Raw genomic sequence first — 25,753 nt, forward strand, 5'->3', positions numbered from 1 at the left:
TTCAAAATTGTTAACAATTTTGTAAGATACGGGCGGATAGAACGACCCGGTGGATGATGGGCGATCAAGTACCCCGGACCGCCGGATACAAATAAAGAGGTCATGATGAGTACTGAAATCAAAACTCAGGTCGTGGTACTTGGGGCGGGCCCGGCAGGCTATTCTGCCGCTTTCCGTTGCGCTGATTTAGGTCTGGAAACCGTAATTGTAGAACGTTACAGCACCCTTGGCGGTGTTTGTCTGAACGTCGGCTGTATCCCTTCTAAAGCGCTGCTGCACGTAGCAAAAGTTATCGAAGAAGCCAAAGCGCTGGCTGAACACGGTATCGTCTTCGGTGAGCCGAAAACCGATATCGACAAGATTCGTACCTGGAAAGAGAAAGTGATCACGCAGCTGACCGGCGGTCTGGCGGGTATGGCCAAAGGCCGTAAAGTGAAAGTGGTCAACGGTCTGGGTAAATTCACCGGGGCGAACACCCTGGAAGTTGAAGGCGAAAACGGCAAAACCGTGATCAACTTCGACAACGCGATTATCGCGGCAGGTTCTCGTCCGATCCAATTACCGTTTATTCCGCATGAAGACCCGCGCGTATGGGATTCTACCGACGCTCTGGAACTGAAAGAAGTGCCGAAGCGTATGCTGGTCATGGGCGGCGGTATCATCGGTCTGGAAATGGGTACCGTATACCACGCGCTGGGTTCAGAGATTGACGTGGTTGAAATGTTCGACCAGGTTATCCCGGCGGCTGATAAAGACATCGTTAAAGTCTTCACCAAGCGCATCAGCAAGAAATTCAACCTGATGCTGGAAACCAAAGTAACTGCCGTTGAAGCGAAAGAAGACGGTATCTACGTTTCGATGGAAGGCAAAAAAGCCCCGGCTGAAGCGCAGCGCTATGATGCGGTTCTGGTGGCGATCGGTCGTGTGCCGAACGGTAAAAACCTCGACGCGGGCAAAGCAGGCGTGGAAGTTGACGACCGTGGCTTTATCCGCGTCGACAAACAGCTGCGCACCAACGTGCCGCACATCTTCGCTATCGGCGATATCGTCGGTCAGCCGATGCTGGCGCATAAAGGCGTTCACGAAGGCCACGTTGCCGCTGAAGTTATCGCCGGGAAGAAACACTACTTCGATCCGAAGGTTATCCCGTCTATCGCGTACACCGAGCCAGAAGTGGCATGGGTTGGCCTGACCGAGAAAGAAGCGAAAGAAAAAGGCATCAGCTATGAAACCGCCACCTTCCCGTGGGCAGCTTCTGGCCGTGCTATCGCTTCTGACTGCGCAGACGGTATGACCAAACTGATTTTCGACAAAGAATCTCACCGCGTGATCGGCGGGGCGATTGTCGGCACCAACGGCGGCGAGCTGCTGGGTGAAATCGGTCTGGCGATCGAAATGGGCTGTGACGCGGAAGACATCGCGCTGACCATTCATGCGCACCCGACTCTGCATGAGTCCGTGGGCCTGGCGGCGGAAATCTTCGAAGGTAGCATTACTGACCTGCCGAACCCGAAAGCGAAGAAGAAATAATCTTCTGTAGGTGGCAATGCGCCATTCGACACAGAAAAGCGGCTTTACAGCCGCTTTTTTTATGCATGGCAAATCAGATGTGTCAAATGATGGCGAAGGATAACGAAACCGCAAAATTTATCTTTTCCGCAGCAGTGCGCTTTTCAAACCTTATGCCGTCGGTAGTGCCTTTGTCAGTCATTTTCGACCAACTAATTGTTTCATAAGAAATACCTCTCCTTACTTTGTCATCACCCTGAAATTAGTAACGCTATAAAATAATAGCGAGCTAATTATGAGGTTTGATATATGAAACTTTTTCTGACAACAGCAGCGCTAACCGCGACGTTGATCTCCGGCATGGCATTTGCCAGCGATCCCGTCATCCCCTGGGCGACTAACAGCGGCGGTACGGAAAGTACGCATATTGCGGCAATGGGCGAGGATTTGAATGCGCAGCATCAGCAGATCACCCACACGCATGAAGGCGTATGGGCGGCCAATTCCGGCAGCATTCAGGCTGATGAAGCCGCGCTGACCAGCAACAAGCCGCCGGTACAAGGCCACCCGGAATTAATGCCGCATCAGGGCTAATGATCATGGCCTGGCGATAACGCCAGGCGCTTACGGGTTATTCGGCGACCTGCCACTGCGCGTCTGGCGCAAAACGCGTGATAGCCTGAACTTTACTCTCCGTCTCTTTGCCTAAATCCGCCTGATAAATACGATCGTCCTGGTTGACCATAAAACTCATCACCCCGGTTTCGCCGTAATGCATCGGCCAGGCCAGAAGCGCCGCGCCGTGACCGTCGTTATCGCTGATAATACGGAAATGGTAGCCGTGGTAACCCTCATCTGGCGCTGCGGGGCTAAAGTTTGGGCCTAAGGGACTGGGGGCGTCGCCTGCTTTGGTTGGCCAGTACAGGCCATCTTTTTGGCCTTCGCTACTGATTATCCTGTGCGCCCAGCGATGGTTTTGTAAGTAATAGTCCTGCTGTGCATCAACGTAAGCATGCATAGCCTGTAAGGTAGAAAGTTCATTTCGCCCAATAGTACGGGTGAGGATCTCATTCCCGGCTGCCGCCATATCAAAGCGCCAGCCGCCAGCCTCTTTCACCATGGGCACCGGGAGCTGCCAGTCTTCTCGTCCGACATTCAGGTGCGCCGTATTGTCTTTTTGTACAATGCGATGGCCTTCGCGCCAGTCACGGTTGAAGCGGGCCACGGCCTCGGGATCGGCGCCTTCCGGCGGCAGAAATTGCCGCCAGTCATCGCCCAGTAGCGCGGTAAGCTGCGTTTCGTTTTTTCCGGCTACCGCCGCGGCGAAGGCGCTGGCGGCCGCTTCCGGGGAGGGGAACCGTTCCTGCGCGTAGCCCAGCAAGGGTAACGACAGTAACAGAGCGCTTAACATAACCTTTTTCATTATCTGCTCCGGTTAACGGCGATGAAATTCATGATGTTCAGAAAAATGTTCCCGCGCGGCGGCGTGTTGCTCGGTGTTTAAGTGGCTGCCGCGACGGCTTTCCAGGCCGCGTAGCTGTTGCGATTGCCATGACGGCGATCGACTGTCGTTCCCGCTAAACACATTGGCGTGCATATTCTGGCGAAATGCCTGACGCTGCTGCGGCGTAGAGGATGCGATCCGCTGATGCGCCGCGTTACGCTGTTGCTGCGATAAGGGATGCTGCTGCGTCTGGGATTTCAGCGTCGCGCTATGCTGCTGCGCCGTCTGTCGACGCGCGCTGTCATACTGATTGTCATAACCGCGATAATTATTACGCCGGGCTATCTGATTTAATTGTTGTGAGGCCGCTTTACGCTGGGCATCACGGGTGCCTGGCGCTGGCAAAGAAGCGTTCGCTGTATGGCTGCGCTGTTGGAATTGCGTCATGGCCGCCTGGCGCTGACTGTCGCGAGACACTGGCGCTTGCTGCGTTGCGCTTAACCCGCCGCTAACATTGGTGGGATGGAACCGTTGCGCAACGGTATTATTCGGATAGGGGACGCCATTGCGCCAGGCGGGATTATGCTGCCAGCCCATCGTTTGGCCCGGCAGGTTTTGCCCGGATATCCGGTTGAAATTATTGACATTGATGTTGATATTATCGCCATTATGTTGATAACCGCTACCACCATGATGGTAATCATCATCATGATGGTCGTCGTCATGGTGGTGATGATCGTCGTCATCCCAGTCTATGCTGCTGAACAACGCATAGGTGGTGGCGACGCCCAGACTATAACCAAAACCTTTAACAAAACTATCGGCAAACTGCTGTCCCGGAGGGGGCGGTAAATACACCGGCGGATAAGCGGTATTGGGCCAGGCGCCATACACCGTCGCGGGGTTATAGTTCGGCACGTACACCACCTGCGGATTCGCGGGTTCAATTTTGATGACGGTCGACGGTGTCGCTGGCGTACTGGCGGATGTGGTGGTTGTCGTCGTGACGGCGGTAGAAGCGCTGGACTTCGGCACGCTGGTGACGGTTTGCTGCGGCGTTGATTTTAGCGAACCGGTTTGTTGAGCGAGTAGACGCAACCTTTGCACCGCATCCATCACATCCTGTGGCTGGGCTAAGAACGCATCGCCCAGGTTTTGCACCCATTGCGGATTCTCGCCCATAAGCGCCATCAACTGGGGAAAGGCGACCAGCGATTTGACGCTGGGATCCCACGGTTGGCTGGCCACCGCCTGAATAGCGGCATCGCCCTGCAGTGTGGGGTTATCTCGCGACCACTGGACGGCCTGAACCACGTTCGCCGGGTAGGTGGAGGCCATGAGCACCTGAGAAAGCAGGGCATCGGGATAAAGCGCGACAGGCGCGACCCATTGATCAATTTGCGCAGTGGTAAAGGTCGTTTTCGCGACAGGCGCGGGCACAGCGGTCTGCGTTTGCTCAGGGGCGGGAGTCGCCGCCTGCGCGGGCGCTTCGGGAGCGCGGCTTTTAACATACAGTACGCCCGAAGCGGCAAATAACCCGGCACTGCACACAAGGGCAATGAGATGGGGTTTAAAGGGCAACGTCATTTTATCTCTCCCGATTCCCGAGAATCGCTATGGTCATTATGCCTGCCGCCGACGGGGTGCAGTTTGGCGTGAGTATAAAGGGACGATAGTTTAATTTTTAGCTAATGTTGGGATCGGTAACGTTACGTGACGATCAAAGCACGAAATGAGGTAAGCATTTATGGCTGCAGCTCCCGTCTCAGTAGAGCATTAGACCATCCTTAACGATTCAGCCACTTTTTTATGTTGCTTTTTTGTAAACAGATTAACACTTAAAGAAAATCCTGTTATTGTGCCTTATGCGGTACCGGGCATTTACCCTACTAACTACTGTCTCACAGGAGCGTGAAGAGAATCGCCCATCAACAAAAGCGCCGCATTATGACAATGAGAGCGAGGAGATATCGTCGTGCTAGAAGAATACCGTAAGCACGTAGCTGAGCGTGCTGCCCAGGGGATTGTGCCGAAACCTTTAGACGCAACCCAAATGGCTGCGCTTGTCGAGCTGCTGAAGACCCCGCCTGTGGGCGAAGAAGAATTCCTGTTAGACCTGTTGATCAACCGCGTTCCTCCTGGCGTAGATGAAGCCGCTTATGTTAAAGCCGGTTTTCTCGCTGCTGTCGCGAAAGGCGACACCACCTCCCCGCTGGTCTCCCCAGAAAAAGCCATTGAACTGCTGGGCACCATGCAGGGTGGTTACAACATTCATCCGCTGATTGATGCGCTGGACGATGCGAAACTGGCGCCGATTGCTGCCAAAGCGCTGTCCCACACTCTGCTGATGTTCGATAACTTCTACGACGTAGAAGAGAAAGCCAAAGCGGGCAATGAATATGCCAAACAGGTGATGCAATCCTGGGCCGACGCCGAATGGTTCCTGAGCCGTCCGCCGCTGGCGGAAAAAATCACCGTCACCGTTTTCAAAGTGACCGGCGAAACGAATACCGACGATCTCTCTCCGGCGCCGGATGCGTGGTCGAGACCGGATATCCCGTTACATGCGCAGGCGATGCTGAAAAACGCCCGTGAAGGCATTGAGCCGGATCAGCCAGGCGTTGTCGGCCCGATCAAACAAATCGAAGCATTGCAGAAAAAAGGCTACCCGCTGGCCTACGTGGGTGACGTGGTGGGCACCGGTTCTTCCCGTAAATCCGCGACCAACTCCGTGCTGTGGTTCATGGGCGATGACATCCCTAACGTGCCGAACAAGCGCGGCGGCGGTCTGTGCCTCGGCGGCAAAATTGCGCCTATCTTCTTTAACACTATGGAAGATGCGGGCGCACTGCCGATTGAAGTTGACGTTTCTAACCTGAATATGGGCGATGTGATTGACGTCTACCCGTACAAAGGCGAAGTGCGCAATCATGAAACCGGCGAGCTACTGGCAACCTTCGAACTGAAAACCGACGTGCTGATCGACGAAGTACGTGCCGGTGGCCGTATTCCGCTGATTATCGGCCGTGGCCTGACCACCAAAGCGCGTGAAGCGCTGGGTCTGCCGCACTCAGACGTTTTCCGTCAGGCAAAAGACGTGGCGGAAAGCAGCCGTGGCTTCTCGCTGGCGCAGAAAATGGTCGGTCGCGCCTGCGGCGTGAAAGGTATCCGTCCGGGCGCGTACTGCGAACCGAAAATGACCTCCGTCGGTTCTCAGGATACTACCGGCCCGATGACCCGCGATGAGCTGAAAGACCTGGCCTGTCTGGGATTCTCCGCCGATCTGGTCATGCAGTCGTTCTGTCACACCGCAGCCTATCCGAAGCCGGTTGACGTCACCACGCATCACACGCTGCCGGACTTCATTATGAACCGTGGCGGTGTCTCTCTGCGTCCGGGCGACGGCGTTATCCACTCCTGGCTGAACCGTATGCTGCTGCCGGACACCGTGGGGACCGGCGGCGACTCCCATACCCGTTTCCCGATCGGCATCTCCTTCCCGGCGGGATCTGGCCTGGTGGCATTTGCTGCCGCGACCGGCGTGATGCCGCTGGATATGCCGGAATCCGTGCTGGTGCGCTTCAAAGGCAAAATGCAGCCGGGCATCACCCTGCGCGATCTGGTACACGCCATTCCGCTGTACGCCATCAAACAGGGCCTGCTGACCGTTGAGAAGAAAGGCAAGAAAAACATCTTCTCTGGCCGCATTCTGGAAATTGAAGGTCTGCCGGATCTGAAAGTTGAGCAGGCATTTGAGCTGACCGATGCGTCCGCCGAGCGTTCCGCGGCAGGCTGTACCATCAAGCTGAACAAAGAGCCGATCGTTGAATACCTGACCTCCAACATCGTCCTGCTGAAGTGGATGATTGCCGAAGGCTACGGCGACCGTCGTACGCTGGAACGTCGTATTCAGGGTATGGAAAAATGGCTGGCGGACCCGCAACTGCTGGAAGCCGATGCTGACGCGGAATACGCGGCAGTGATCGACATCGATCTGGCGGATATCAAAGAGCCAATCCTGTGTGCGCCGAACGATCCGGACGACGCGCGTCTGCTGTCTGACGTGCAGGGCGAGAAGATCGACGAAGTGTTCATCGGCTCCTGCATGACCAACATCGGCCACTTCCGTGCCGCCGGTAAGCTGCTGGATAACCACAAAGGCCAGTTGCCAACCCGCCTGTGGGTAGCGCCGCCAACCCGTATGGACGCCGCGCAGCTCACCGAAGAAGGTTACTACAGTGTGTTCGGTAAGAGCGGTGCGCGTATCGAAATTCCAGGCTGCTCTCTGTGCATGGGTAACCAGGCGCGTGTAGCCGACGGCGCAACGGTGGTGTCGACCTCTACCCGTAACTTCCCGAACCGTTTAGGTACCGGGGCGAACGTCTACCTGGCTTCTGCGGAGCTGGCGGCGGTGGCGGCGCTTATCGGCAAACTGCCGACGCCGGAAGAGTACCAGACCTTTGTGGCGCAGGTGGATAAGACGGCGGTGGATACTTACCGTTATCTGAACTTCGACCAGCTCTCTCAGTACACTGAGAAAGCGGACGGCGTGATTTTCCAGACTGCGGTGTAATTTGCCTGACGGCGTCAGGCTTACCATGCCTACGCCTCTTATTGCCCGGTGGCGGCTACGCTTACCGGGCCTACAACACCCATCGCAACTGCGGTGGGTTTTTATTTTCATTCCGCCTGCTGTTCCCGCTTTTTTTCTTCTCCGCTGCTGCGATAATGACTGTAAGGGCTTTGCAGAGGAAAACAATTATGGATTACGAATTTCTGCGCGACGTTACCGGAGGGGTAAAAGTACGAATGTCGATGGGCCACGAGGTGGTCGGTCACTGGTTTAATGAAGAGGTTAAAGACAACCTCTCGCTACTGGATGAAGTAGAACAAGCCGCGCGTACGGTCAAAGGCAGCGAACGTTCCTGGCAACGAGCAGGGCATGAATACACGATCTGGATGGACGGCGAAGAGGTGATGATTCGCGCCAATCAGCTGGATTTTTCCGGCGATGAGATGGAAGAGGGGATGAGTTATTACGATGAAGAGAGTTTATCCCTGTGCGGCATGGAGGATTTTCTGCGGGTCGTCGCCGCGTATCGGGAATTCGTCAGTAAAGCCTGACCCTCTCTTCGTTATTGTCCCGCAACGCCAGTCGACGGACAGTTGGGGGCGTAGTGGAAACGAAATCACCACACATTCCAGCCGGGAGTATCCCGGCTTTTTTATTGCAGAATGATTTTTTGATTTTTATTAATCATTTTAAAACTGTGATCTGACGCGTTTGTGATCTTAATTTGATTGAATATAATCGTTATGATTTTATTCAATCACAACAAGCAACAGGCGGTAAGACCATGAACATCAAAAAAGCAATAGAGCGCGTACCCGGCGGCATGATGGTCGTACCGCTCGTTATTGGCGCAGTCATTAACACCTTCGCTCCACAGGCGCTTGATATCGGCGGTTTTACCACCGCCTTATTTAAAAACGGCGCGGCGCCGCTGATTGGCGCTTTTCTGCTGTGTATGGGAGCCGGTATCAGTGTGAAAGCCGCACCCCAGGCGCTATTGCAGGGCGGGACGATTACGCTCACTAAGTTGCTTGTCGCCATCGGGATTGGCCTGGGCGTGGAGCATCTTTTCGGCGCGGAGGGTATTTTTGGCCTGAGCGGCGTGGCGATTATCGCGGCGATGAGCAATTCGAATGGCGGACTTTATGCTGCGCTGGTAGGTGAGTTCGGCAATGAGCGCGACGTCGGCGCTATCTCTATTTTGTCTCTTAATGATGGCCCTTTCTTTACGATGATTGCGCTGGGCGCGGCAGGGATGGCGAACATTCCCATTATGGCGCTGGTGGCGGTGCTGGTTCCGCTGGTTGTCGGCATGATCCTCGGCAATCTTGATCCTCATATGCGCGATTTTTTGACCAAAGGCGGCCCGCTGCTCATTCCTTTCTTTGCTTTTGCGCTGGGGGCGGGCATCAACCTGGAAATGTTACTGCAAGGCGGACTTGCCGGAATTCTGCTCGGCGTGCTGACAACGTTTGTTGGCGGTTTCTTTAATATCCGCGCAGATCGTCTGGTTGGCGGAACTGGCATTGCCGGGGCGGCGGCCTCCAGCACCGCGGGTAATGCCGTTGCGACGCCGCTGGCTATTGCGCAGGCCGACCCTTCGCTCGCCGAGGTGGCCGCTGCTGCTGCTCCGCTGATTGCCGCCTCGGTGATCACCACGGCAATCCTGACGCCAGTGTTGACCTCCTGGGTTGCGAAAAAACAGGCGCGTCAGGCTTCTTTGGAGAAAAACGCATGAAAATGATAGTCATCGCCGACGATTTTACCGGATCGAATGATACCGGCGTCCAGTTGGCGAAGAAGGGGGCGAGAACGGAAGTCATGTTGAGCGCGTCGCAAAAACCGTCCCGCCGCGCCGATGTGTTAGTCATTAACACCGAAAGCCGGGCGATGCCCGCAGATCAGGCGGCATCTGCCGTTTATGCCGCGCTTTCCCCGTGGTGTGAGACATCGCCAGCGCCGCTGGTGTACAAAAAAATCGACTCTACATTTCGCGGCAATATCGGAGCCGAAGTGACGGCGGCTATGCGCGCCAGTCAGCGAAAACTGGCCGTTATCGCCGCCGCGCTCCCTGCGGCTGGACGCACGACGCTTGAAGGAAAATGTCTGGTTAATGGCGTCCCGCTACTGGAAACCGAATTTGCCAGCGATCCGAAAACGCCCATTGTCTCTTCCCGTATTGCCGAGATAGTGGCGTTGCAAAGTGAGATCCCTGTGTATGAAGTCTTTTTGCAGGATGTTCGACGCGGTGGGTTAAGCGCCTTACTTACGGCTTATGCGGCTGAGGGCGAAGGGATTATCGTCGTGGATGCGGTGGAAGAGCGGGACCTGACGTTGATTGCGCAAGCGGCGTGCGAACAACCGTCGATGCCGCTGCTCGTCGGCGCAGCGGGTCTGGCGAATGCGTTGCCGATTGAACTTTTTATGCAAGACCGGCAGCGGCTGCCGGTACTGGTGGTGGCCGGTTCGATGAGCGAAGCCACGCGACGTCAGGTGGATAATGCGCTGTGCCGGGGACGTGCGGAGGTCGTGGATATCGATGCCGCGCGCATGGTGTCGGATAGCGCGGAGCAGGAAATCGCGTCTGTCGTAGAGCAGGCCTGCGCGCTGTTAAGTCAGCATCGACATACGATTTTACGCACCAGCCGTCGCGCAGAAGATCGACAGTTAATCGACGCGTTGTGCGAAAAATCCGCGATGAGCCGTCAGCAATTGGGTGAGCGACTGAGCCAGCGGCTTGGCGTCGTCACGTTAAACATTATCGAGCAGGCGCGGATTGGCGGGTTGTTTCTGACCGGCGGCGATATCGCTACCGCCGTCGCCGGCGCGCTTGGCGCTGAAGGTTATCGCATTCAGAGCGAGGTGGCGCCCTGTATTCCCTGTGGAACGTTTGTAAACAGCGAAATTGACGATCTGCCGGTCATTACCAAAGCGGGCGGATTCGGTTCAGACAGTACGTTGTGTGACGCGCTTTATTATATTGAGGAGATGTATTGTGGAGACTAAAACCGTTGCCATTACCATGGGCGATCCAGCGGGCATTGGGCCGGAAATTATTGTTAAAGCGCTAAGCGAAGACGGTCTCAACGGCGTGCCGCTGGTGGTTATTGGATGCCTCGCAACGTTGAAACGTTTACAGGCGAAGGGCATTACGCCGAACGTCGAGTTACGGGCCATTGAACGGGTTGCCGAAGCGCGTTTTGCGCCCGGCATCATTCATGTGATTGATGAGCCGCTGGCGCAGCCGGAGGCGCTGGAGGCCGGGAAAGTTCAGGCGCAGGCGGGGGATTTAGCGTATCGCTGCGTGAAGCGCGCCACCGAGTTAGCGTTACGGGGCGACGTACAGGCTATCGCTACCGCGCCGCTGAATAAAGAGGCGCTGCACCTGGCAGGGCACAACTATCCGGGCCATACCGAGCTGCTCGCGACCCTGACCCATAGCCGCGATTACGCGATGGTACTTTACACCGATAAACTAAAAGTGATTCACGTTTCAACGCATATCGCGCTGCGTAAATTCCTTGATACGTTAAGTACCGCGCGTGTCGAAACGGTGATTGGTATTGCTGATACTTTCCTCAAGCGTGTGGGTTACGTTAAACCGCGTATCGCCGTGGCAGGCGTGAATCCTCATGCGGGCGAGAATGGCCTGTTTGGCGATGAAGAGACGCGTATCCTGACGCCAGCCATTACCGATACCCGCGCAAAAGGCATGGACGTTTATGGGCCGTGCCCGCCGGATACTGTATTTCTCCAGGCTTATGAGGGGCAGTATGATATGGTGGTGGCGATGTATCATGATCAGGGGCATATCCCGTTGAAATTGCTTGGTTTTTATGATGGCGTGAATATCACCGCGGGGCTGCCGTTTATTCGGACCTCTGCCGATCATGGCACCGCATTTGATATCGCCTGGACGGGAAAAGCAAAATCTGAGAGCATGGCCGTATCGATCAAACTGGCAATGCAACTGGCATAATTCCCTGTTATGAAAGGACAACACCGTCTGGATCTCATTGTGGCGTATCTGAAAAACCATACGCTGGTTACGGTAGAACAGCTGGTTGAGGCGGTTGACGCATCACCAGCCACTATCCGTCGCGATTTGATCAAGCTGGATGAGCAGGGCGTGATCAGCCGTAGTCATGGCGGCGTGGCGCTGCGGCGTTTTGAACCCGCCCAGCCCACCACCAATGAAAAACAACTGCGATCGCCTGCTGAAAAACGGGCGATCGCACGCGTTGCCGCATCGCTGGTGAATGCTGGCGATGCCGTCGTGCTGGATGCCGGTACGACAATGATGGAGCTGGCGAAATGCTTAACCCATCTTCCGCTGCGGGTCATCACCGTCGATCTGCATATTGCGCTGTTTTTAGCTGAGTTCCGGCAAATTGAAGTGACGATTGTCGGCGGTCGTATCGATGACAGCAGTCAGTCCTGTATCGGTGAGCATGGGCGTAAGCTGTTGCGCAGCGTTTATCCGAACATCGCGTTTATGAGCTGTAATTCATGGGGGGTAAAAACGGGCGTGACGACCCCAACGGAAGATAAGGCCGGGCTTAAACAGGAGATTATTGCTAATGCGCAGCGCAAAGTGTTGCTGGCGGACAGCAGTAAGTATGGCGTGCATTCGCTCTTTAATGTGGTGCCGCTTGAGCGCTTTAATGATGTGATTACCGACGTCAATCTGCCGCCGTCAGCGCAGGTTGAACTGAAAGGGCGCGCTTTTGCGCTAACGCTGGTGCAGCCGGAGTGACAGCGCCGTCAGGCGCTGCCAGTGGTGAATCAGACCGCAGAAATATTGCGGCCGTAGTAAATCTCGCGCATCTCTTTCCACAGCGCGGCGGTGATCTCCTGGCGTTCGGTTTCAGTGAGATCTTCCGGTTTGGTGTGAAACATGTAGTGCTTAAGATCGAACTCCTTAAGCAGCATCTTGGTATGGAAAATATTTTCCTGATACACGTTTACATCTACCATGTCATACAGCGACTTCATATCTTCCGACATAAAATTCTGAATAGAATTAATCTCATGATCGATAAAGTGCTTCATACCGTTGACGTCGCGCGTAAAGCCGCGCACGCGGTAATCGATGGTGACAATATCGGACTCTAGCTGGTGGATCAGGTAATTGAGCGCTTTTAGCGGTGAAATCACCCCGCAGGTTGACACTTCGATGTCGGCGCGAAAGGTGCATAGCCCGCCTTCCGGATGGCTTTCCGGATAGGTATGCACACAGATATGGCTCTTATCGAGGTGCGCCACCACGGTTTCCGGCAGCGGGCCGGGATGTTCGGTTTGATCGATAAGTTTCGGGTCGATCGGCTCTTCGCTCACCAGAATCGTGACGCTGGCGCCCTGGGGTTCATAATCCTGACGGGCGATGTTCAGGATGTTCGCGCCGATAATGGAGCATGTCTCCGACAGGATCTCGGTCAGTCGGTTGGCGTTATAGAGTTCATCGATATAGGCGATATAGCCATCGCGCTCTTCTGCGGTTTTGGCGTAGCAGATATCGTAAATACAAAAACTCAGGCTTTTCGTCAGATTGTTAAAGCCATGCAGTTTCAGCTTTTTCAATTTTTATCACCTCCTTAACGTCACTGTGCGGACAGTGCGTCATGTAGATATTGCGGTAGCGCAAATGCAGCGGCATGAATAGCCGGGTTGTAATAGCGACATTTGAGGCCGGCGGCATGAAAACGCGCCTGAATAATTTCGCTCGACAGGTGACGAAGAGCGTCGTTGTTCGTCGCCCAGGCGAAGGTCATGATGCCGCCGTAATAGGTCGGAATCGCCGCCTGGTAGAAGCCGACATCGCTGAAGTAATGACTCAGTTTGCGGTGGCTGTCGAGCGCTTCATCCTGTTGCAGGAAGCACACGCCGTTCTGGGCGACAAAAATGCCGCCCGGATTCAGGCAACGCTTACAGCCTTCATAAAAGGCGGAGGTAAACAGGCTTTCGCCGGGGCCTATCGGATCGGTACAGTCGGAAATGATCACATCAAAGGTCTGATGGGTCTGATTGACGAAATTCACGCCGTCGTCGATCACCAGCGTAAAGCGCGGATCGTCGTAGCTGCCGGCATTGTGGTTGGGTAAATACTGGCGGCAAAACGAGACTACGCCAGCGTCTATCTCCACCATGGTGATGGTTTCGACGTTTTTATGCCGGGTAACTTCACGTAGCATTGCGCCGTCGCCGCCGCCGATAATCAGAACGTGTTTTGCATGACCGTGCGCCAGCAGCGGGACGTGGGTCATCATTTCATGATAAATAAACTCGTCGCGTTCGGTGGTCTGTACCACTCCGTCCAGCGCCATCACGCGGCCAAAAGCGGCGTTTTCAAAGATGATTAAATCCTGGTGATCGGTTTTTTCATGATACAGAACGTTGTCTACGGCAAAGTACTGACCAAACTGGTCGTGTAGCGTTTCATGCCACATCGTATTTTCGGCCATTGGCTGATACCTCCATTGTTAACACCCGTAAAAAAAGGGCGCAACATCATAGCTAACAATGACCGTGGATGCACGGTCATTATTTCAGCAATAGGATCGCGGAGGATTATTTAACGTAGGCTAACAGGCTCAGAGAATCACGGGCCAGAGCTTTGCATTTTTTAGCGACCGGAATACCGATGCCGCTAAGATCGCGGTAGCTGTCTTCGCCCAACGATTTCATATCGAAGGTGTCGTAGTTACTCAGGTCCCACTGATTTTGCTGGGCAAAAAAGACCAGCGCACGGCGAATCTGACTGTTGGGTAAATTTTGGTAACCACAGTCATTTTTCAGAAAAACGAAAACCGCCGTTAAATCGGCCATATCTTCGGCTTCGGATTCAGTAAGCGCATAGCTATTTGCGCATAAGGCCATCAGGCTGCCAAACAACACGGGTCTGAAAAACGTCTTCATTGCTTCTACCACGGCATCAGGGAAAGTCAACGTTAGCATACTGAGAACGTAGCGACGACTTTTATTATCAGGATTGGTCGCGGCGTTTTCATTCTTATTGTATTGCTGTCAGGAATGGTAAAGACGTGTTGCTGGCTTGACCTTCCCGTTAGGGCAGGGTCTAAGCTTAGACACCCGCCTGTTCATTATAAGGAAATGATTATGTTACGCCGTGATTTCTTAAAATATTCAGTGGCGCTGGGGGTTGCATCAGCGCTGCCGCTGTGGAGCCGCGCCGCTTTTGCCGCCGAACGTCCCGCGTTGCCTATTCCTGACCTGTTAACGGCAGATGCGAGCAACCGTATGCAGTTGATTGTTAAAGCCGGACAGTCGACATTCGCCGGTAAGAACGCGACAACCTGGGGCTACAACGGTAATTTGCTGGGGCCAGCGGTACAGCTCCACAAAGGAAAAAGTGTGACCGTTGATATCCATAACCAACTGGCCGAAGACACGACGCTTCACTGGCATGGTCTGGAGATTCCGGGCATCGTCGACGGCGGCCCGCAGGGGATTATTCCCGCAGGCGGAACCCGCACGGTGACGTTTACACCGGAGCAACGCGCCGCGACCTGCTGGATTCATCCGCATAAACACGGCAAAACCGGGCGCCAGGTGGCGATGGGCCTTGCCGGACTGGTGCTGATTGAAGATGACGAGATTCGCAAATTGCGCCTGCCGAAACAGTGGGGCATCGATGATGTGCCGGTGATCATTCAGGACAAACGCTTCTCCGCCGATGGTCAGATTGATTATCAACTGGATATTATGACCGCCGCCGTCGGCTGGTTTGGCGATACGCTGCTGACCAATGGCGCTATCTATCCGCAGCATTCTGCGCCGAAAGGCTGGCTACGTCTGCGCTTGCTAAATGGCTGTAATGCGCGTTCGCTGAATATCGCCGCCAGCGATAATCGCCCGCTTTATGTGATCGCCAGCGACGGCGGCCTGCTGGCGGAGCCGGTGAAAGTCACCGAACTGCCGTTATTAATGGGCGAGCGTTTTGAAGTGCTGGTGGATATCAGCGACGGGAAAGCCTTTGATCTGGTGACGCTGCCGGTCAGCCAGATGGGAATGGCGATCGCTCCGTTTGATAAACCGCATCCGGTGATGCGTATCCAGCCGCTGCGGATTACCGCCTCCGGTACGCTGCCGGATACGTTGACGACGATGCCTGCGTTGCCGTCGCTGGAAGGGCTAACGGTGCGCAACCTGAAACTGTCGATGGACCCGCGTCTTGATATGATGGGGATGCAAATGCTGATGAAGAAATATGGCGCTCAGGCGATGAGCGGCATGGATCATGACAGCATGAACGCGCATATGCAGGGCGGCAATATGGGGCATGGCGAGATGGATCATGGCAACATGGATCACAGCGGGATGAATCATGGCGCGATGGGCAATATGAATCACGGCGGAAAATTCGACTTCCATAACGCTAACTTTATTAACGGCCAGGTCTTCGATATGAACAAACCGATGTTCGCGGCGCAAAAAGGCCGACATGAACGTTGGGTGATTTCCGGCGTGGGCGACATGATGCTGCATCCTTTCCATATTCACGGCACGCAGTTCCGTATTCTGTCAGAGAACGGCAAAGCGCCAGCGGCGCACAGAACGGGCTGGAAAGATACGGTACGCGTTGAGGGCGGTATCAGCGAAGTGCTGGTCAAGTTCGATCACGACGCGCCGAAGGAACATGCCTATATGGCGCACTGTCATCTGTTAGAACATGAAGATACGGGAATGATGTTAGGATTTACGGTCTAATCGCTGTCTCCGACGCAGGCCGGGTAAGGAGAAGCCGCCACCCGGCACAATGCCCGGCATACGCCGGGCATTAATGGTTATTTCGCGTCGTCAGGCAAAGCATAGGCCACGATATAGTCGCCCATCTTCGTACCAAACGAACCGTGGCCTCCGGCAGAAACGACCACGTACTGCTTACCGTTTACCTCATAGGTCATCGGCGTTGCCTGGCCTCCGGCGGGTAAACGTCCCTGCCACAGTTTTTCCCCGTTGCTCATGTTATAAGCGCGCAGGTAGTTGTCGGCGGTCGCGGCAATGAACAGTACGTTACCGGCGGTTGAGATTGGCCCGCCGAGCATGGGCATCCCCATGTTGAACGGCACCGGAACCGGCATCGGGAACGGCATACTGTCGCGCGGCGTCCCTATACGTTTCTTCCATACGATTTCATTGGTCTTCAGATCCAACGCGGAAATATAGCCCCAGGCCGGTTGTTTACACGGCAGGCCAAACGGCGAAAGGAACGGATTCAGCGTGACGCCGAACGGTACGCCGTACTGTGGCTGAATACCCGCTTCTGTTCCGGTACCTTTCGCGTCTTTCGGCGGCTCCATCGGATTGCCAGGGCCGCGTGGGATCAGCTTCGAGACAAACGGCAGCGCCATCGGGTTAGCGATAGCGACCTGACGGTCTGGATCGACGGAAATACCGCCCCATTCAAACATCCCCAGGTTGCCAGGGAATACCAATGTCCCCTGCTCGGACGGTGGAGTGAAGATACCTTCATAGCGCAACTGGTGGAACATAACGCGGCACACCAGTTGGTCGAACATGGTCGCGCCCCACATATCCGCGCCGGAGAGATCTTTTTTCGGGCGGAAGGTTAAATCAGAGAACGGCTGAGTTTTGGCGACGTAATCGCCTTTTGCCGCGCCCTGTGGGACCGGTTTTTCCGGAGCGGGCACGACCAGCTCGCCATTACGTCTGTCGAGCACAAAGATATTACCGGTTTTCGCTGGCGCATAGATAACCGGAACGGTGGTACCGTTAACGGTGATATCCGCCAGCGTCGGCTGTGCCGGCAGGTCCATATCCCACAGATCGTGATGGACGGTCTGATAACTCCAGGCCAGTTTCCCGGTGGTGGCATTCAGCGCCAGGATGGAGCTGGCATAACGTTCCTGCTCCGGCGTGCGGTTACCGCCCCAGATATCCGGCGTGGTCACGCCCATCGGCAGATAGACCAGATCCAGTTTCGCATCATAGGCGGCAGGCGCCCAGGAGTTCGGCGAGTTAAAGGTAAAAGCGTGCTCATCGGCTGGAATCGCGTTCGGATCTTTCGCCCCCGGATCGAAGGCCCACAGTAGCTTACCGGTATTAACGTCAAAACCACGGATAACGCCGGACGTTTCGCGGGTAGAGAAGTTATCCGTGACCGAACCGGCAATGACGATCGTTTTATCGGTGATAATCGGCGGCGACGTCGGTTCATACAGTCCCGGCGTGGTGTCCGGCATATTGGTTTGCAGATTCAGGACGCCTTTATTGGCGAAGGTTTCACACAGCTTGCCGGTTTCGGCATTCACCGCGAAAAGGCGACCGTCATTGACCGGGAGGATAATGCGGCGCGGACAGTCGGCGATGACCTCCGGCGAGGCGGTATCCGCTTTGGCCTCATGATAAGAGACGCCGCGGCAGGTCACATGCTGGAAAGACGAATCGGTCTTCAACTGAGGATCAAAATGCCACTTCTCTTTACCGCTGGCGGCGTCCAGTGCGAACAGACGCTGGTGAGCCGTACACAGGTAGAGCGTATCGCCGACTTTAATCGGGGTCACTTCGTTGGTGATTTCGCCCGGATCGTTGGGTTGTTTCAGATCGCCGGTGCGGAAGACCCACGCTTCTTTCAGCTGGTGAACGTTATCCGCAGTGATCTGTTTCAGCGGCGAATAGCGTTGGCCTTCCTGATTACGTCCATAGGCCGGCCAGTCTTCGTCGGCGATCGACGAGCTTGTTGCGGCGGGCGTGGCGTCGGCGCGAAGCGTACCGTTGATCTCCTGCGGGTCGTTGAAGCCAGCCCAGGTCAGAATGCCGCCGCTAATCAGCAGCGCCACGACCAGCGCCGCCACTGCGCCGCTGGAAGGAACCACCAGCCGATGCCAGACAAACGGCAATATTAGCCAGATGCCGAAAAACACCAGAATATCGCTACGCGGCGTGAGCGCCCAGAAGTCGAACCCGACTTCCCACACGCCCCAAATCATTGTCGCCAGCAGCAGGGCGGCATACAGCCACAGCGCGGCACGTTTACTGCGCCATAGCAATCCGGCCACAACCAGCATCACGAGGCCCGCGATGGGGTAGTACCAGGAACCGCCAATAGCAACCAGCCAGACACCTCCGATAAGAAGATACAGCCCGCAAAGTGCTGCAAAGAGGGCCGTCAGCGTCACGAGTAATCGTGGCGATCGTGCGTTATTTTCTGCCATAAAAAGACACCATCCCAAATTGTTAATTTTTTAGTAGCAATTAAGTATAGGAATTAACATGTGTGATCGTCATCACAAAATGAGCTTTCTTATCAAATGCCGCGAATGAATACGTTTGCTGTTATACTGCGTGCCTTGCGCGTCAATGCGGCGTTATTAGTCACCGGCATTGAGTGATTTGTTTTTAAATCATATGGTTATAAATATGAAACATACTGTTGAAGTCATGATCCCCGAAGCGGAGATCAAAGCACGTATTGCCGAGCTGGGTCGTCAGATTACCGAACGTTATAAAGACAGCGGCAGTGAAATGGTGCTGGTAGGTCTGTTGCGTGGCTCATTTATGTTTATGGCGGACCTGTGCCGTGAAGTCCAGGTTCCTCATGAAGTCGATTTTATGACCGCCTCCAGTTATGGTAGCGGCATGTCCACCACCCGCGACGTGAAAATCCTCAAAGATCTGGATGAGGATATTCGCGGTAAAGACGTGCTGATTGTCGAAGACATTATTGATTCCGGTAATACGCTGTCGAAGGTCCGTGAAATCCTGGGCCTGCGCGAGCCGAAATCGCTGGCGATTTGTACGCTGCTGGATAAACCGTCTCGTCGCGAAGTGGACGTGCCGGTTGAGTTCGTTGGCTTTTCGATTCCGGACGAATTCGTAGTCGGTTACGGTATCGACTACGCCCAGCGTTATCGCCATCTACCGTATGTTGGTAAAGTGGTGCTGCTGGACGAGTAAGAGCAGAAATGCCGGATGGCGTCGCTAAAGCGACTTATCCGGCCTATAGCTAATGGCTTATTGGTGGGGAATGTATTTCAGACTTAGGGCGGAGATACCCTTATGATAGCCGTTCTCCAGCGTTTTTTTGTTGGTGGCGGTGACGTCAAGATCGCGCAGCAGGCCATCATTGATACTGTACGCCCAGCCGTGAATGGTCACATTCTGCCCGCGTTTCCACGCTGACTGCATAATGGTGGAATGCCCCAGGTTATAGACCTGCTCCATGACGTTCAATTCATAGAGCGCGTCCAGACGTTGCTCTTCGGGCATTTTTCCCAACAGCGAGCTATGTTTAAGCCAGATGTCGCGGATATGCAGCAACCAGTTATTAATCAAGCCCAGCTCAGGGTTTTCTACCGCAGCCTTGATACCGCCGCAACCGGAGTGGCCGCAAATGATAATATGCTCAACTTCCAGAACATCTACCGCATACTGAACCACGGAGAGACAGTTCAGATCGGTGTGAATAACCAGGTTAGCCACATTACGGTGAACAAACAATTCGCCCGGTTCAAGCCCGGTTAAACGCTCTGCGGGAACGCGGCTGTCGGAACATCCAATCCATAGAAAGCGCGGTTTTTGCGCTTGCGCCAGTTTCTCAAAAAATCCGGGGTCCTCTTCCACCAGCATTTTTGACCATAGTGCATTGTTGCTGATGAGTGTATCTATGTCTTTCATGGAAGTTAACGACCTGTAACCAAATAAGTGCGTTGGGCTAATATAGGGCAACTCCGTAGTTATTTAAACCATATATAAAGTGTAAGAACGTAAAGTAAGTGAGAATTTATGACCATTGCGCTGGAACTTCAACAACTTAAAAAAACCTATCCCGGCGGCGTTCAGGCGCTGCGCGGCATAGATTTGCAGGTCGAAGCGGGGGATTTTTACGCGCTTCTGGGGCCAAATGGAGCAGGGAAATCGACCACCATCGGTATTATCAGCTCATTGGTTAATAAAACGTCCGGGCGCGTTAATGTTTTTGGTTACGACCTGGAAAAAGACGTGGTTAACGCTAAGCGACAGCTTGGACTGGTGCCACAGGAGTTTAACTTTAACCCGTTTGAAACGGTGCAACAGATCGTAGTGAATCAGGCCGGTTATTACGGCGTGGAACATAAAGAGGCGGTTTTACGTAGCGAAAAGTATTTAAAACAGCTCGATCTGTGGGAAAAACGTCATGAACGCGCGCGGATGCTCTCCGGTGGGATGAAACGCCGCCTGATGATCGCCCGCGCATTGATGCATGAGCCTAAGCTATTGATTCTCGACGAGCCGACGGCGGGCGTCGATATCGAATTGCGTCGCTCGATGTGGGGATTCCTGAAAGACTTAAACGCCAAAGGCACCACGATTATTCTCACCACCCACTATCTGGAAGAGGCGGAAATGCTGTGCCGCAATATCGGTATTATTCAGCACGGCGAGCTGGTGGAAAATACCTCCATGAAAAATCTGCTTTCAAAGCTGAAATCGGAGACGTTTATTCTGGATTTAGCGCCAAAAAGCCCGCTGCCTAAGCTTGCGGGTTATCAATATCGTCTGGTGGATACCTCGACTCTGGAGGTTGAAGTGTTGCGCGAGCAGGGGGTTAACAGCGTTTTTAGCCAACTGAGCGAGCAGGGGGTTCAGGTATTAAGTATGCGTAATAAAGCCAACCGTCTGGAAGAACTGTTTGTGTCGCTGGTGCATGAAAAACAAGGAGATCGCGCATGATGCAGCTTTACTGGGTTGCCCTTAAAAGCATCTGGGCGAAAGAGATCCACCGCTTTATGCGGATCTGGGTGCAAACGCTAGTGCCGCCTGTCATCACGATGACGCTCTATTTTATTATTTTCGGTAACCTGATCGGTTCGCGCATCGGCGAAATGCATGGTTTTAGCTATATGCAATTTATTGTGCCGGGCCTGATTATGATGGCGGTTATTACTAACTCCTACGCGAATGTCGCGTCGTCATTTTTTAGCGCCAAGTTTCAGCGCAATATTGAGGAACTGCTGGTCGCGCCGGTACCAACGCACGTGATTATCGCCGGATTTGTCGGCGGCGGCGTGGCGCGCGGGCTGTGCGTGGGGATTCTGGTGACGGCGATTTCGCTCTTTTTTGTGCCTTTCCAGGTGCATTCCTGGGTATTTGTCGCGCTAACGCTGATTCTGACCGCGATTCTGTTCTCGCTGGCCGGACTGCTGAACGCCGTGTTTGCGAAAACCTTTGACGATATCAGCCTGATCCCGACCTTTGTGCTGACGCCGCTGACCTACCTCGGCGGGGTATTTTACTCGCTGACGCTGCTGCCGCCGTTCTGGCAAGGGTTGTCGCACCTGAACCCGATCGTCTACATGATCAGCGGCTTCCGTTATGGTTTCCTGGGTATCCATGATGTGCCGCTGGTGACGACGTTTGGTGTACTGGTGATCTTTATCGCCGCTTTCTACCTGCTGTGCTGGTCGCTGATCCAGCGTGGGCGTGGTTTGCGCAGTTAAGTGTTGACAGGGGAGATGGGGCGTTGGGTTGCACTTCGCTTCACCCCATCTACGGGGCCGTAATATCAATGGGTTACGGGTCTGTAGGGGGAGGCTTGCTGAAACCCAACGCTTCTCTCAGCGAATCTGAATCTCCAGCGTGGCGGTAGCCTGGTATTCTCCGGTGTGGGGAACATGTCCGGTGGTATTGACCGGCGCGGCGGTGAACTCGGTGCTGCCTCTACCGTCGGCGTAATCTTCAATCGGCAATTCGGCGCTGCCGCCGGGAACGATGGTCTTATCGTATTTATCGGAAATCCGTATCCCTAAATTCTCATTGTCGGTTTTCAGGTATTCCGGGTTGTGCGGATCGGTTTCTCCATTCAATGACATTGACAGGTTGGTGCCGTCCGCCACGTTGCTACAGGTAAAGTTTACCTGAGTGGTGACGTGCGAGTTCTGCGGACTGTCGCCGAGGTGACGAATATCTTTGCCCTCAATATCCGGCAGCCTGACCTCGATAACCTGCCCGGCGTTGATGGAACAGGACTGCGGCACGGTAATGGTCCCGGACATGGTGACGTGCGCGATAGGGGGAACGGAGGGGGGAATATTATCTCCACTGCTGCCCGGCGTTTTTGATAAATAGAGATTCATGATCGTTGTTTGCGGGATCGAGATTTCTCCGACCAAAGGATGAGTAATATAAATCCTTACCGTGCCTTTATTGCCCGCCGTCATTGATTTCATTTCTGCATCGCCACAGCCGCCTGCGGAGGCATCATTATTGCTGATTGAGGAAAACGGGACGGGAATATATTCGCCAAGCTTCCCGGCTATATACGCTTCGGTACCAATTTCCAGTTTGCCTGCCACGAGGACATAGTAATCCATATGTCCGTAGTATCGCGTCTCGCTGTGCGTGCCTTTCTGTGTCAGATCGCCGGTGGTCGCGGTGAAATAGTTGTACCCGCGATAATCACTGTTATCGCAGTCGCATTTAGCCGAATATTCTCCGCCTGCTGACCAGTGCTCTTCAACGATGGTTCCCGTCTGGTTCCCATCCGTATCGGTAATGGTTTGATTAAAACTAAAAGGAAAATCATGCGTGCCGCTGGTTGGTTGACACCAGCCGCTTCCGTTGCCCATCGTTCCGTCTGCCAGCGCATGGCCTGAAAATAGCGACAATGCCAGCAGCATCCATAAATTCTTCATTGTGTTCCTCACTGGCAGACGGCGTTCGCCATCACGATGCCGTTCATATTTTTGCTGATATCCAGACGGTAATCCGCGCGGCAAGAGGCGCTTCCCCAGTTCACCAGGAGCAGGCCCTCTTCCGGCAGGCCGCTGAGGAAGACCTGGCCTTTATCGCCGACGATACTGGCCAGGTTCGCATCCTGCCCATCGACGCTTGCCGTCGCGCCAAAGGGCACGGGCTCGCCATTGCTGCGCGTCAGCGTTAACAGCGCGCGATAGCCCTTATGCGTGTCATACGCCGCGCGCACCACCGCATTACGCGTCGGGTAGACAGTCTGGTTGTTGAGTGGAATATCCACGTTGTCGGCAAACGTGCTGCTGTCGAGCGAGATATCGTAGCGATAATACGGAGTGACGTTGGGGATCACCGTATAACCCCGGAAGTCGGTGGCGACGCCGGTCTGGTTTTCAACTGAAACGCCGCTGGCGCCGGGCGCTTTAATTAAAATCGCCGCGCCGGTAATTGGCTGGCTCAGGGTAATACCGTTTTCGTGCGCCAGAATGCCGCCGCTGATGCCGTAGCTGACCTGTTGGCTATCTGGCGACTGATTGTAACCGGCGTTGAGGTTGGCATAAGTGCCTTTGTAGCTGGCGTTTACCCCGCCGGAATCACCGTCTTGTGTGCTGTGGCTCTGCTGTAACGACCAGTTCAGGTTTCTGTCACGCAGCGCGGTGCCGCTAAGGGTGGTGCTGTTCACCGTAGCATCGTGCTTACGCGTGTTCAGCATATAGCTGGCGTATAGCCTGGAATCGAACACCGTAAACGGAACATGCAGCGACAGCGTGAACAGCCGATCGTTCTGGTTATAACGATCGTCGTCGTTATCATCATCGTCATTATCCGATCGGTACTGGTAGGTGTTTTTGTTATAGCTGTAGCTTAACGTATAGCTCACCGGGCCCCAGCTATTGTTGTAGTTGGCGCTCAGAGATTCCATCTGCTGCGCGCTGTGCCAGTAATCTTCTTTTACCCAACTTAGCGTTAAGGAACCGAGCGTATCGCTAATTTGCTGGTTGACTGAAGCTTCGAAACGATTATGGCGCTTGCCGTAGTTATCATAAAAATCGTCGTCCGGGTTGATCACCTCGCTCAGCGAATTGTAGTTTTCGCTGGCGTAACGATAGCCGGCCAGCGAAAACGTGGTGCCCGTACTGACGACGCCCTTGCTGTAGCGGACGCGCCAGGATTGCCCGGCTTCTTTGCGGCCATCGTCAAATTTGGCGTGCGACCAGATACCGTCCAGGGAAATGGCCCCCAGCATCTGCATATTTTGCCCGACGCCGAAGGCGACGGACTGGTATTTATCGCCGGCAATCTGGCTGCCGCCGTACAGCGTGATACCCCACGGCAGGCCGTACAGCAGGGTCGCCTGGCCGAAGTCGTCCAGCGTGTGGTTGTCGTAATCACGATATTTACCCACAGTCACGCTGTATTTTGCCCGTCCGGTGCGCTGCAGAATCGGCAGCGAAGAGTAGGGCACGATAAAATGCTGTTCGCTACCGTCGGCTTCTTTTACCGTCACGTCGTAGTCGCCGTTGCTGCCGGTGGGAAACATATCGTTGATTTCAAATTCGCCCGGCGAAACGGCAGTTTGATAGGCGATATAACCGTTTTGCCGCACGATAACCTGCGCGTTTGAACGGGCGATGCCGCGAATCGTCGGGGCGTAACCACGCTGGCTGTTGGGCTGCATTTGATCGTCAGAGGTAAGCTGGAGGCCGCGAAAAGGTACGCTGTCGAACACGTCGGATGGCGTATTGCTGTCTCCGGCGGTGAACTGGCTTTTCAGCGCGATAATGTCGCGCTGTAAATAGTTATAAACGCTGTTCCAGCTACCGCTCTCGCCGTTATTTGCGCTCCAGTTACTGTAGTTGCGAAAACGCCACGGCCCGAGGTTAAAACCCGGCTGGAGAGCGAGATACTTCGATTCCGCATCGTCGGAATCCTCACTGGAACCGTACTCTTTATAGCCGCTGAAACTGTAGTTCAGCATTAGCGCGGTAATCCCCTCCTGCCACTTTTCCGGCGGCACGTAGCCGCGCGCGTTGTTGGCGATGTAGAGTTGAGGGATGCTTATCGATAATGCCTGTTGCTGAAAATCAAACTGCTGGCTGGCGCCGGGGATAGCGCTGAGATCGACGCAGCCTTTTTCACTCTCCAGCGTTGGAAAAAGGTCGGTTTTGACGCCGTTATCTTTTAGTTCCTGAAGCCGTAAACAGCCCTGTAATGCCTGTTGACCGTCACTGAGCGTCGTGAGTTGAAAATCAACGTTTCGCGCGCCGATTTCTGTTTTGTTGATAATGATAGTGACGTAATAGGTGCCAGGAAGTTGGCTTTTGTCGTTATCAAATGTCGACAGATCGACGCTTGTGCGATTCGCCTGCCCATGGTGTTCAATAAATGCCGGATTGAAATAGTCGCGCGCCCATGCAACATGTGCGAACGTGCTGCCCAGCGCGATACACACAGCGCAGCGCGATAAATAAAATCCCCTGTGTTGCCCTTTGCGCATCGGCACTCTCATCCCTGTC

Annotated in this window: 21 protein-coding genes; 12 read left to right on the forward strand and 9 right to left on the reverse strand. The window is 54.4% G+C overall.

Features of this window, described 5'->3' with window-relative positions:
• Positions 1 to 105 precede the first annotated feature (105 nt).
• The gene (gene lpdA / locus NA624_RS05765) at positions 106 to 1,530 is read left to right on the forward strand and encodes a dihydrolipoyl dehydrogenase (RefSeq protein WP_001529952.1); all 1,425 of its coding nucleotides are present in this window, start codon (positions 106 to 108) and stop codon (positions 1,528 to 1,530) included.
• A gap of 288 nt (positions 1,531 to 1,818) precedes the next feature.
• Positions 1,819 to 2,103, forward strand: a complete 285-nt coding sequence (locus tag NA624_RS05770) for an outer membrane protein (protein WP_000765363.1) — start codon at positions 1,819 to 1,821, stop codon at positions 2,101 to 2,103.
• A 37-nt stretch (positions 2,104 to 2,140) separates the two neighbouring features.
• Here NA624_RS05770 and NA624_RS05775 read toward each other — a convergent pair whose 3' ends face one another.
• Entirely contained in the window at positions 2,141 to 2,932 is a 792-nt protein-coding gene (locus NA624_RS05775) for a DUF2950 family protein (protein ID WP_000757447.1), read from the reverse strand.
• 12 nt (positions 2,933 to 2,944) lie between these two features.
• Complete coding sequence (locus NA624_RS05780; protein ID WP_000174536.1) at positions 2,945 to 4,540, reverse strand: DUF3300 domain-containing protein; 1,596 nt, start codon at positions 4,538 to 4,540, stop codon at positions 2,945 to 2,947.
• Between the two features lie 388 nt (positions 4,541 to 4,928).
• Between NA624_RS05780 and acnB the strand changes: the two genes are divergently transcribed.
• From acnB to NA624_RS05810, 6 genes are all read left to right on the forward strand, one after another.
• Positions 4,929 to 7,526 (forward strand): bifunctional aconitate hydratase 2/2-methylisocitrate dehydratase, encoded by a 2,598-nt coding sequence (acnB, locus tag NA624_RS05785; protein WP_000888963.1) that lies wholly within the window; start codon positions 4,929 to 4,931, stop codon positions 7,524 to 7,526.
• Positions 7,527 to 7,714: 188 nt separating this feature from the next.
• A complete protein-coding gene (gene yacL / locus NA624_RS05790; RefSeq protein ID WP_000384308.1) occupies positions 7,715 to 8,077 on the forward strand; it encodes a protein YacL in 363 nt (120 codons plus the stop codon).
• Positions 8,078 to 8,310: 233 nt separating this feature from the next.
• Complete coding sequence (locus NA624_RS05795; RefSeq protein ID WP_001022084.1) at positions 8,311 to 9,264, forward strand: 2-keto-3-deoxygluconate permease 1; 954 nt, start codon at positions 8,311 to 8,313, stop codon at positions 9,262 to 9,264.
• Entirely contained in the window at positions 9,261 to 10,532 is a 1,272-nt protein-coding gene (gene dtnK, locus NA624_RS05800; RefSeq protein ID WP_439040252.1) for a D-threonate kinase, read from the forward strand. The genes NA624_RS05795 and dtnK overlap by 4 nt, the downstream gene beginning before the upstream one ends.
• Positions 10,522 to 11,505, forward strand: coding sequence for a D-threonate 4-phosphate dehydrogenase (locus tag NA624_RS05805; protein ID WP_000448754.1), 984 nt, complete (start codon positions 10,522 to 10,524; stop codon positions 11,503 to 11,505). Before dtnK ends, NA624_RS05805 begins: the two co-directional genes overlap by 11 nt.
• A gap of 9 nt (positions 11,506 to 11,514) precedes the next feature.
• Entirely contained in the window at positions 11,515 to 12,282 is a 768-nt protein-coding gene (locus NA624_RS05810) for a DeoR/GlpR family DNA-binding transcription regulator (RefSeq protein ID WP_000678255.1), read from the forward strand.
• Positions 12,283 to 12,311: 29 nt separating this feature from the next.
• Here NA624_RS05810 and speD read toward each other — a convergent pair whose 3' ends face one another.
• The 3 genes from speD to NA624_RS05825 all read right to left on the reverse strand — a co-directional run bounded on the left by speD (position 12,312) and on the right by NA624_RS05825 (position 14,441).
• Positions 12,312 to 13,106: an adenosylmethionine decarboxylase gene (speD, locus tag NA624_RS05815; RefSeq protein WP_000734276.1), complete on the reverse strand. Its 795-nt coding sequence runs from the start codon at positions 13,104 to 13,106 to the stop codon at positions 12,312 to 12,314.
• Positions 13,107 to 13,126: 20 nt separating this feature from the next.
• The gene (gene speE, locus NA624_RS05820; RefSeq protein WP_000829974.1) at positions 13,127 to 13,987 is read right to left on the reverse strand and encodes a polyamine aminopropyltransferase; all 861 of its coding nucleotides are present in this window, start codon (positions 13,985 to 13,987) and stop codon (positions 13,127 to 13,129) included.
• Between the two features lie 106 nt (positions 13,988 to 14,093).
• Positions 14,094 to 14,441 (reverse strand): YacC family pilotin-like protein, encoded by a 348-nt coding sequence (locus NA624_RS05825; protein ID WP_000846613.1) that lies wholly within the window; start codon positions 14,439 to 14,441, stop codon positions 14,094 to 14,096.
• A 201-nt stretch (positions 14,442 to 14,642) separates the two neighbouring features.
• On the opposite strand from NA624_RS05825, the gene cueO reads away from it, so the two are divergent.
• The gene (cueO, locus tag NA624_RS05830; RefSeq protein ID WP_000946047.1) at positions 14,643 to 16,253 is read left to right on the forward strand and encodes a multicopper oxidase CueO; all 1,611 of its coding nucleotides are present in this window, start codon (positions 14,643 to 14,645) and stop codon (positions 16,251 to 16,253) included.
• Positions 16,254 to 16,330: 77 nt separating this feature from the next.
• On the opposite strand, the gene NA624_RS05835 is transcribed toward cueO, so the two are convergent.
• Complete coding sequence (locus tag NA624_RS05835; protein ID WP_000829733.1) at positions 16,331 to 18,721, reverse strand: glucose/quinate/shikimate family membrane-bound PQQ-dependent dehydrogenase; 2,391 nt, start codon at positions 18,719 to 18,721, stop codon at positions 16,331 to 16,333.
• 205 nt (positions 18,722 to 18,926) lie between these two features.
• On the opposite strand from NA624_RS05835, the gene hpt reads away from it, so the two are divergent.
• Entirely contained in the window at positions 18,927 to 19,463 is a 537-nt protein-coding gene (gene hpt, locus NA624_RS05840) for a hypoxanthine phosphoribosyltransferase (RefSeq protein WP_000683342.1), read from the forward strand.
• Positions 19,464 to 19,520: 57 nt separating this feature from the next.
• Here the strand turns inward: hpt and can are convergent, their stop codons facing one another.
• Complete coding sequence (can, locus tag NA624_RS05845; protein ID WP_000651590.1) at positions 19,521 to 20,183, reverse strand: carbonate dehydratase; 663 nt, start codon at positions 20,181 to 20,183, stop codon at positions 19,521 to 19,523.
• 108 nt (positions 20,184 to 20,291) lie between these two features.
• Here can and NA624_RS05850 point away from each other — a divergent pair, with 108 nt between their 5' ends.
• The gene (locus NA624_RS05850) at positions 20,292 to 21,218 is read left to right on the forward strand and encodes an ABC transporter ATP-binding protein (RefSeq protein ID WP_000150617.1); all 927 of its coding nucleotides are present in this window, start codon (positions 20,292 to 20,294) and stop codon (positions 21,216 to 21,218) included.
• On the forward strand, positions 21,215 to 21,985 hold the full coding sequence (locus NA624_RS05855) for an ABC transporter permease (protein WP_000983418.1): 771 nt from the start codon (positions 21,215 to 21,217) through the stop codon (positions 21,983 to 21,985). Before NA624_RS05850 ends, NA624_RS05855 begins: the two co-directional genes overlap by 4 nt.
• A 117-nt stretch (positions 21,986 to 22,102) precedes the next feature.
• Here NA624_RS05855 and NA624_RS05860 read toward each other — a convergent pair whose 3' ends face one another.
• Both NA624_RS05860 and NA624_RS05865 read right to left on the reverse strand, forming a co-directional pair.
• Entirely contained in the window at positions 22,103 to 23,179 is a 1,077-nt protein-coding gene (locus tag NA624_RS05860) for a fimbrial protein (protein WP_000794035.1), read from the reverse strand.
• 8 nt (positions 23,180 to 23,187) lie between these two features.
• On the reverse strand, positions 23,188 to 25,734 hold the full coding sequence (locus NA624_RS05865; protein WP_001225425.1) for a fimbrial outer membrane usher protein: 2,547 nt from the start codon (positions 25,732 to 25,734) through the stop codon (positions 23,188 to 23,190).
• Positions 25,735 to 25,753 lie beyond the last annotated feature (19 nt).

Origin of the sequence: Salmonella sp. NW38, from assembly GCF_051807745.1 — a bacterium.
GTDB lineage: Bacteria > Pseudomonadota > Gammaproteobacteria > Enterobacterales > Enterobacteriaceae > Salmonella > Salmonella enterica.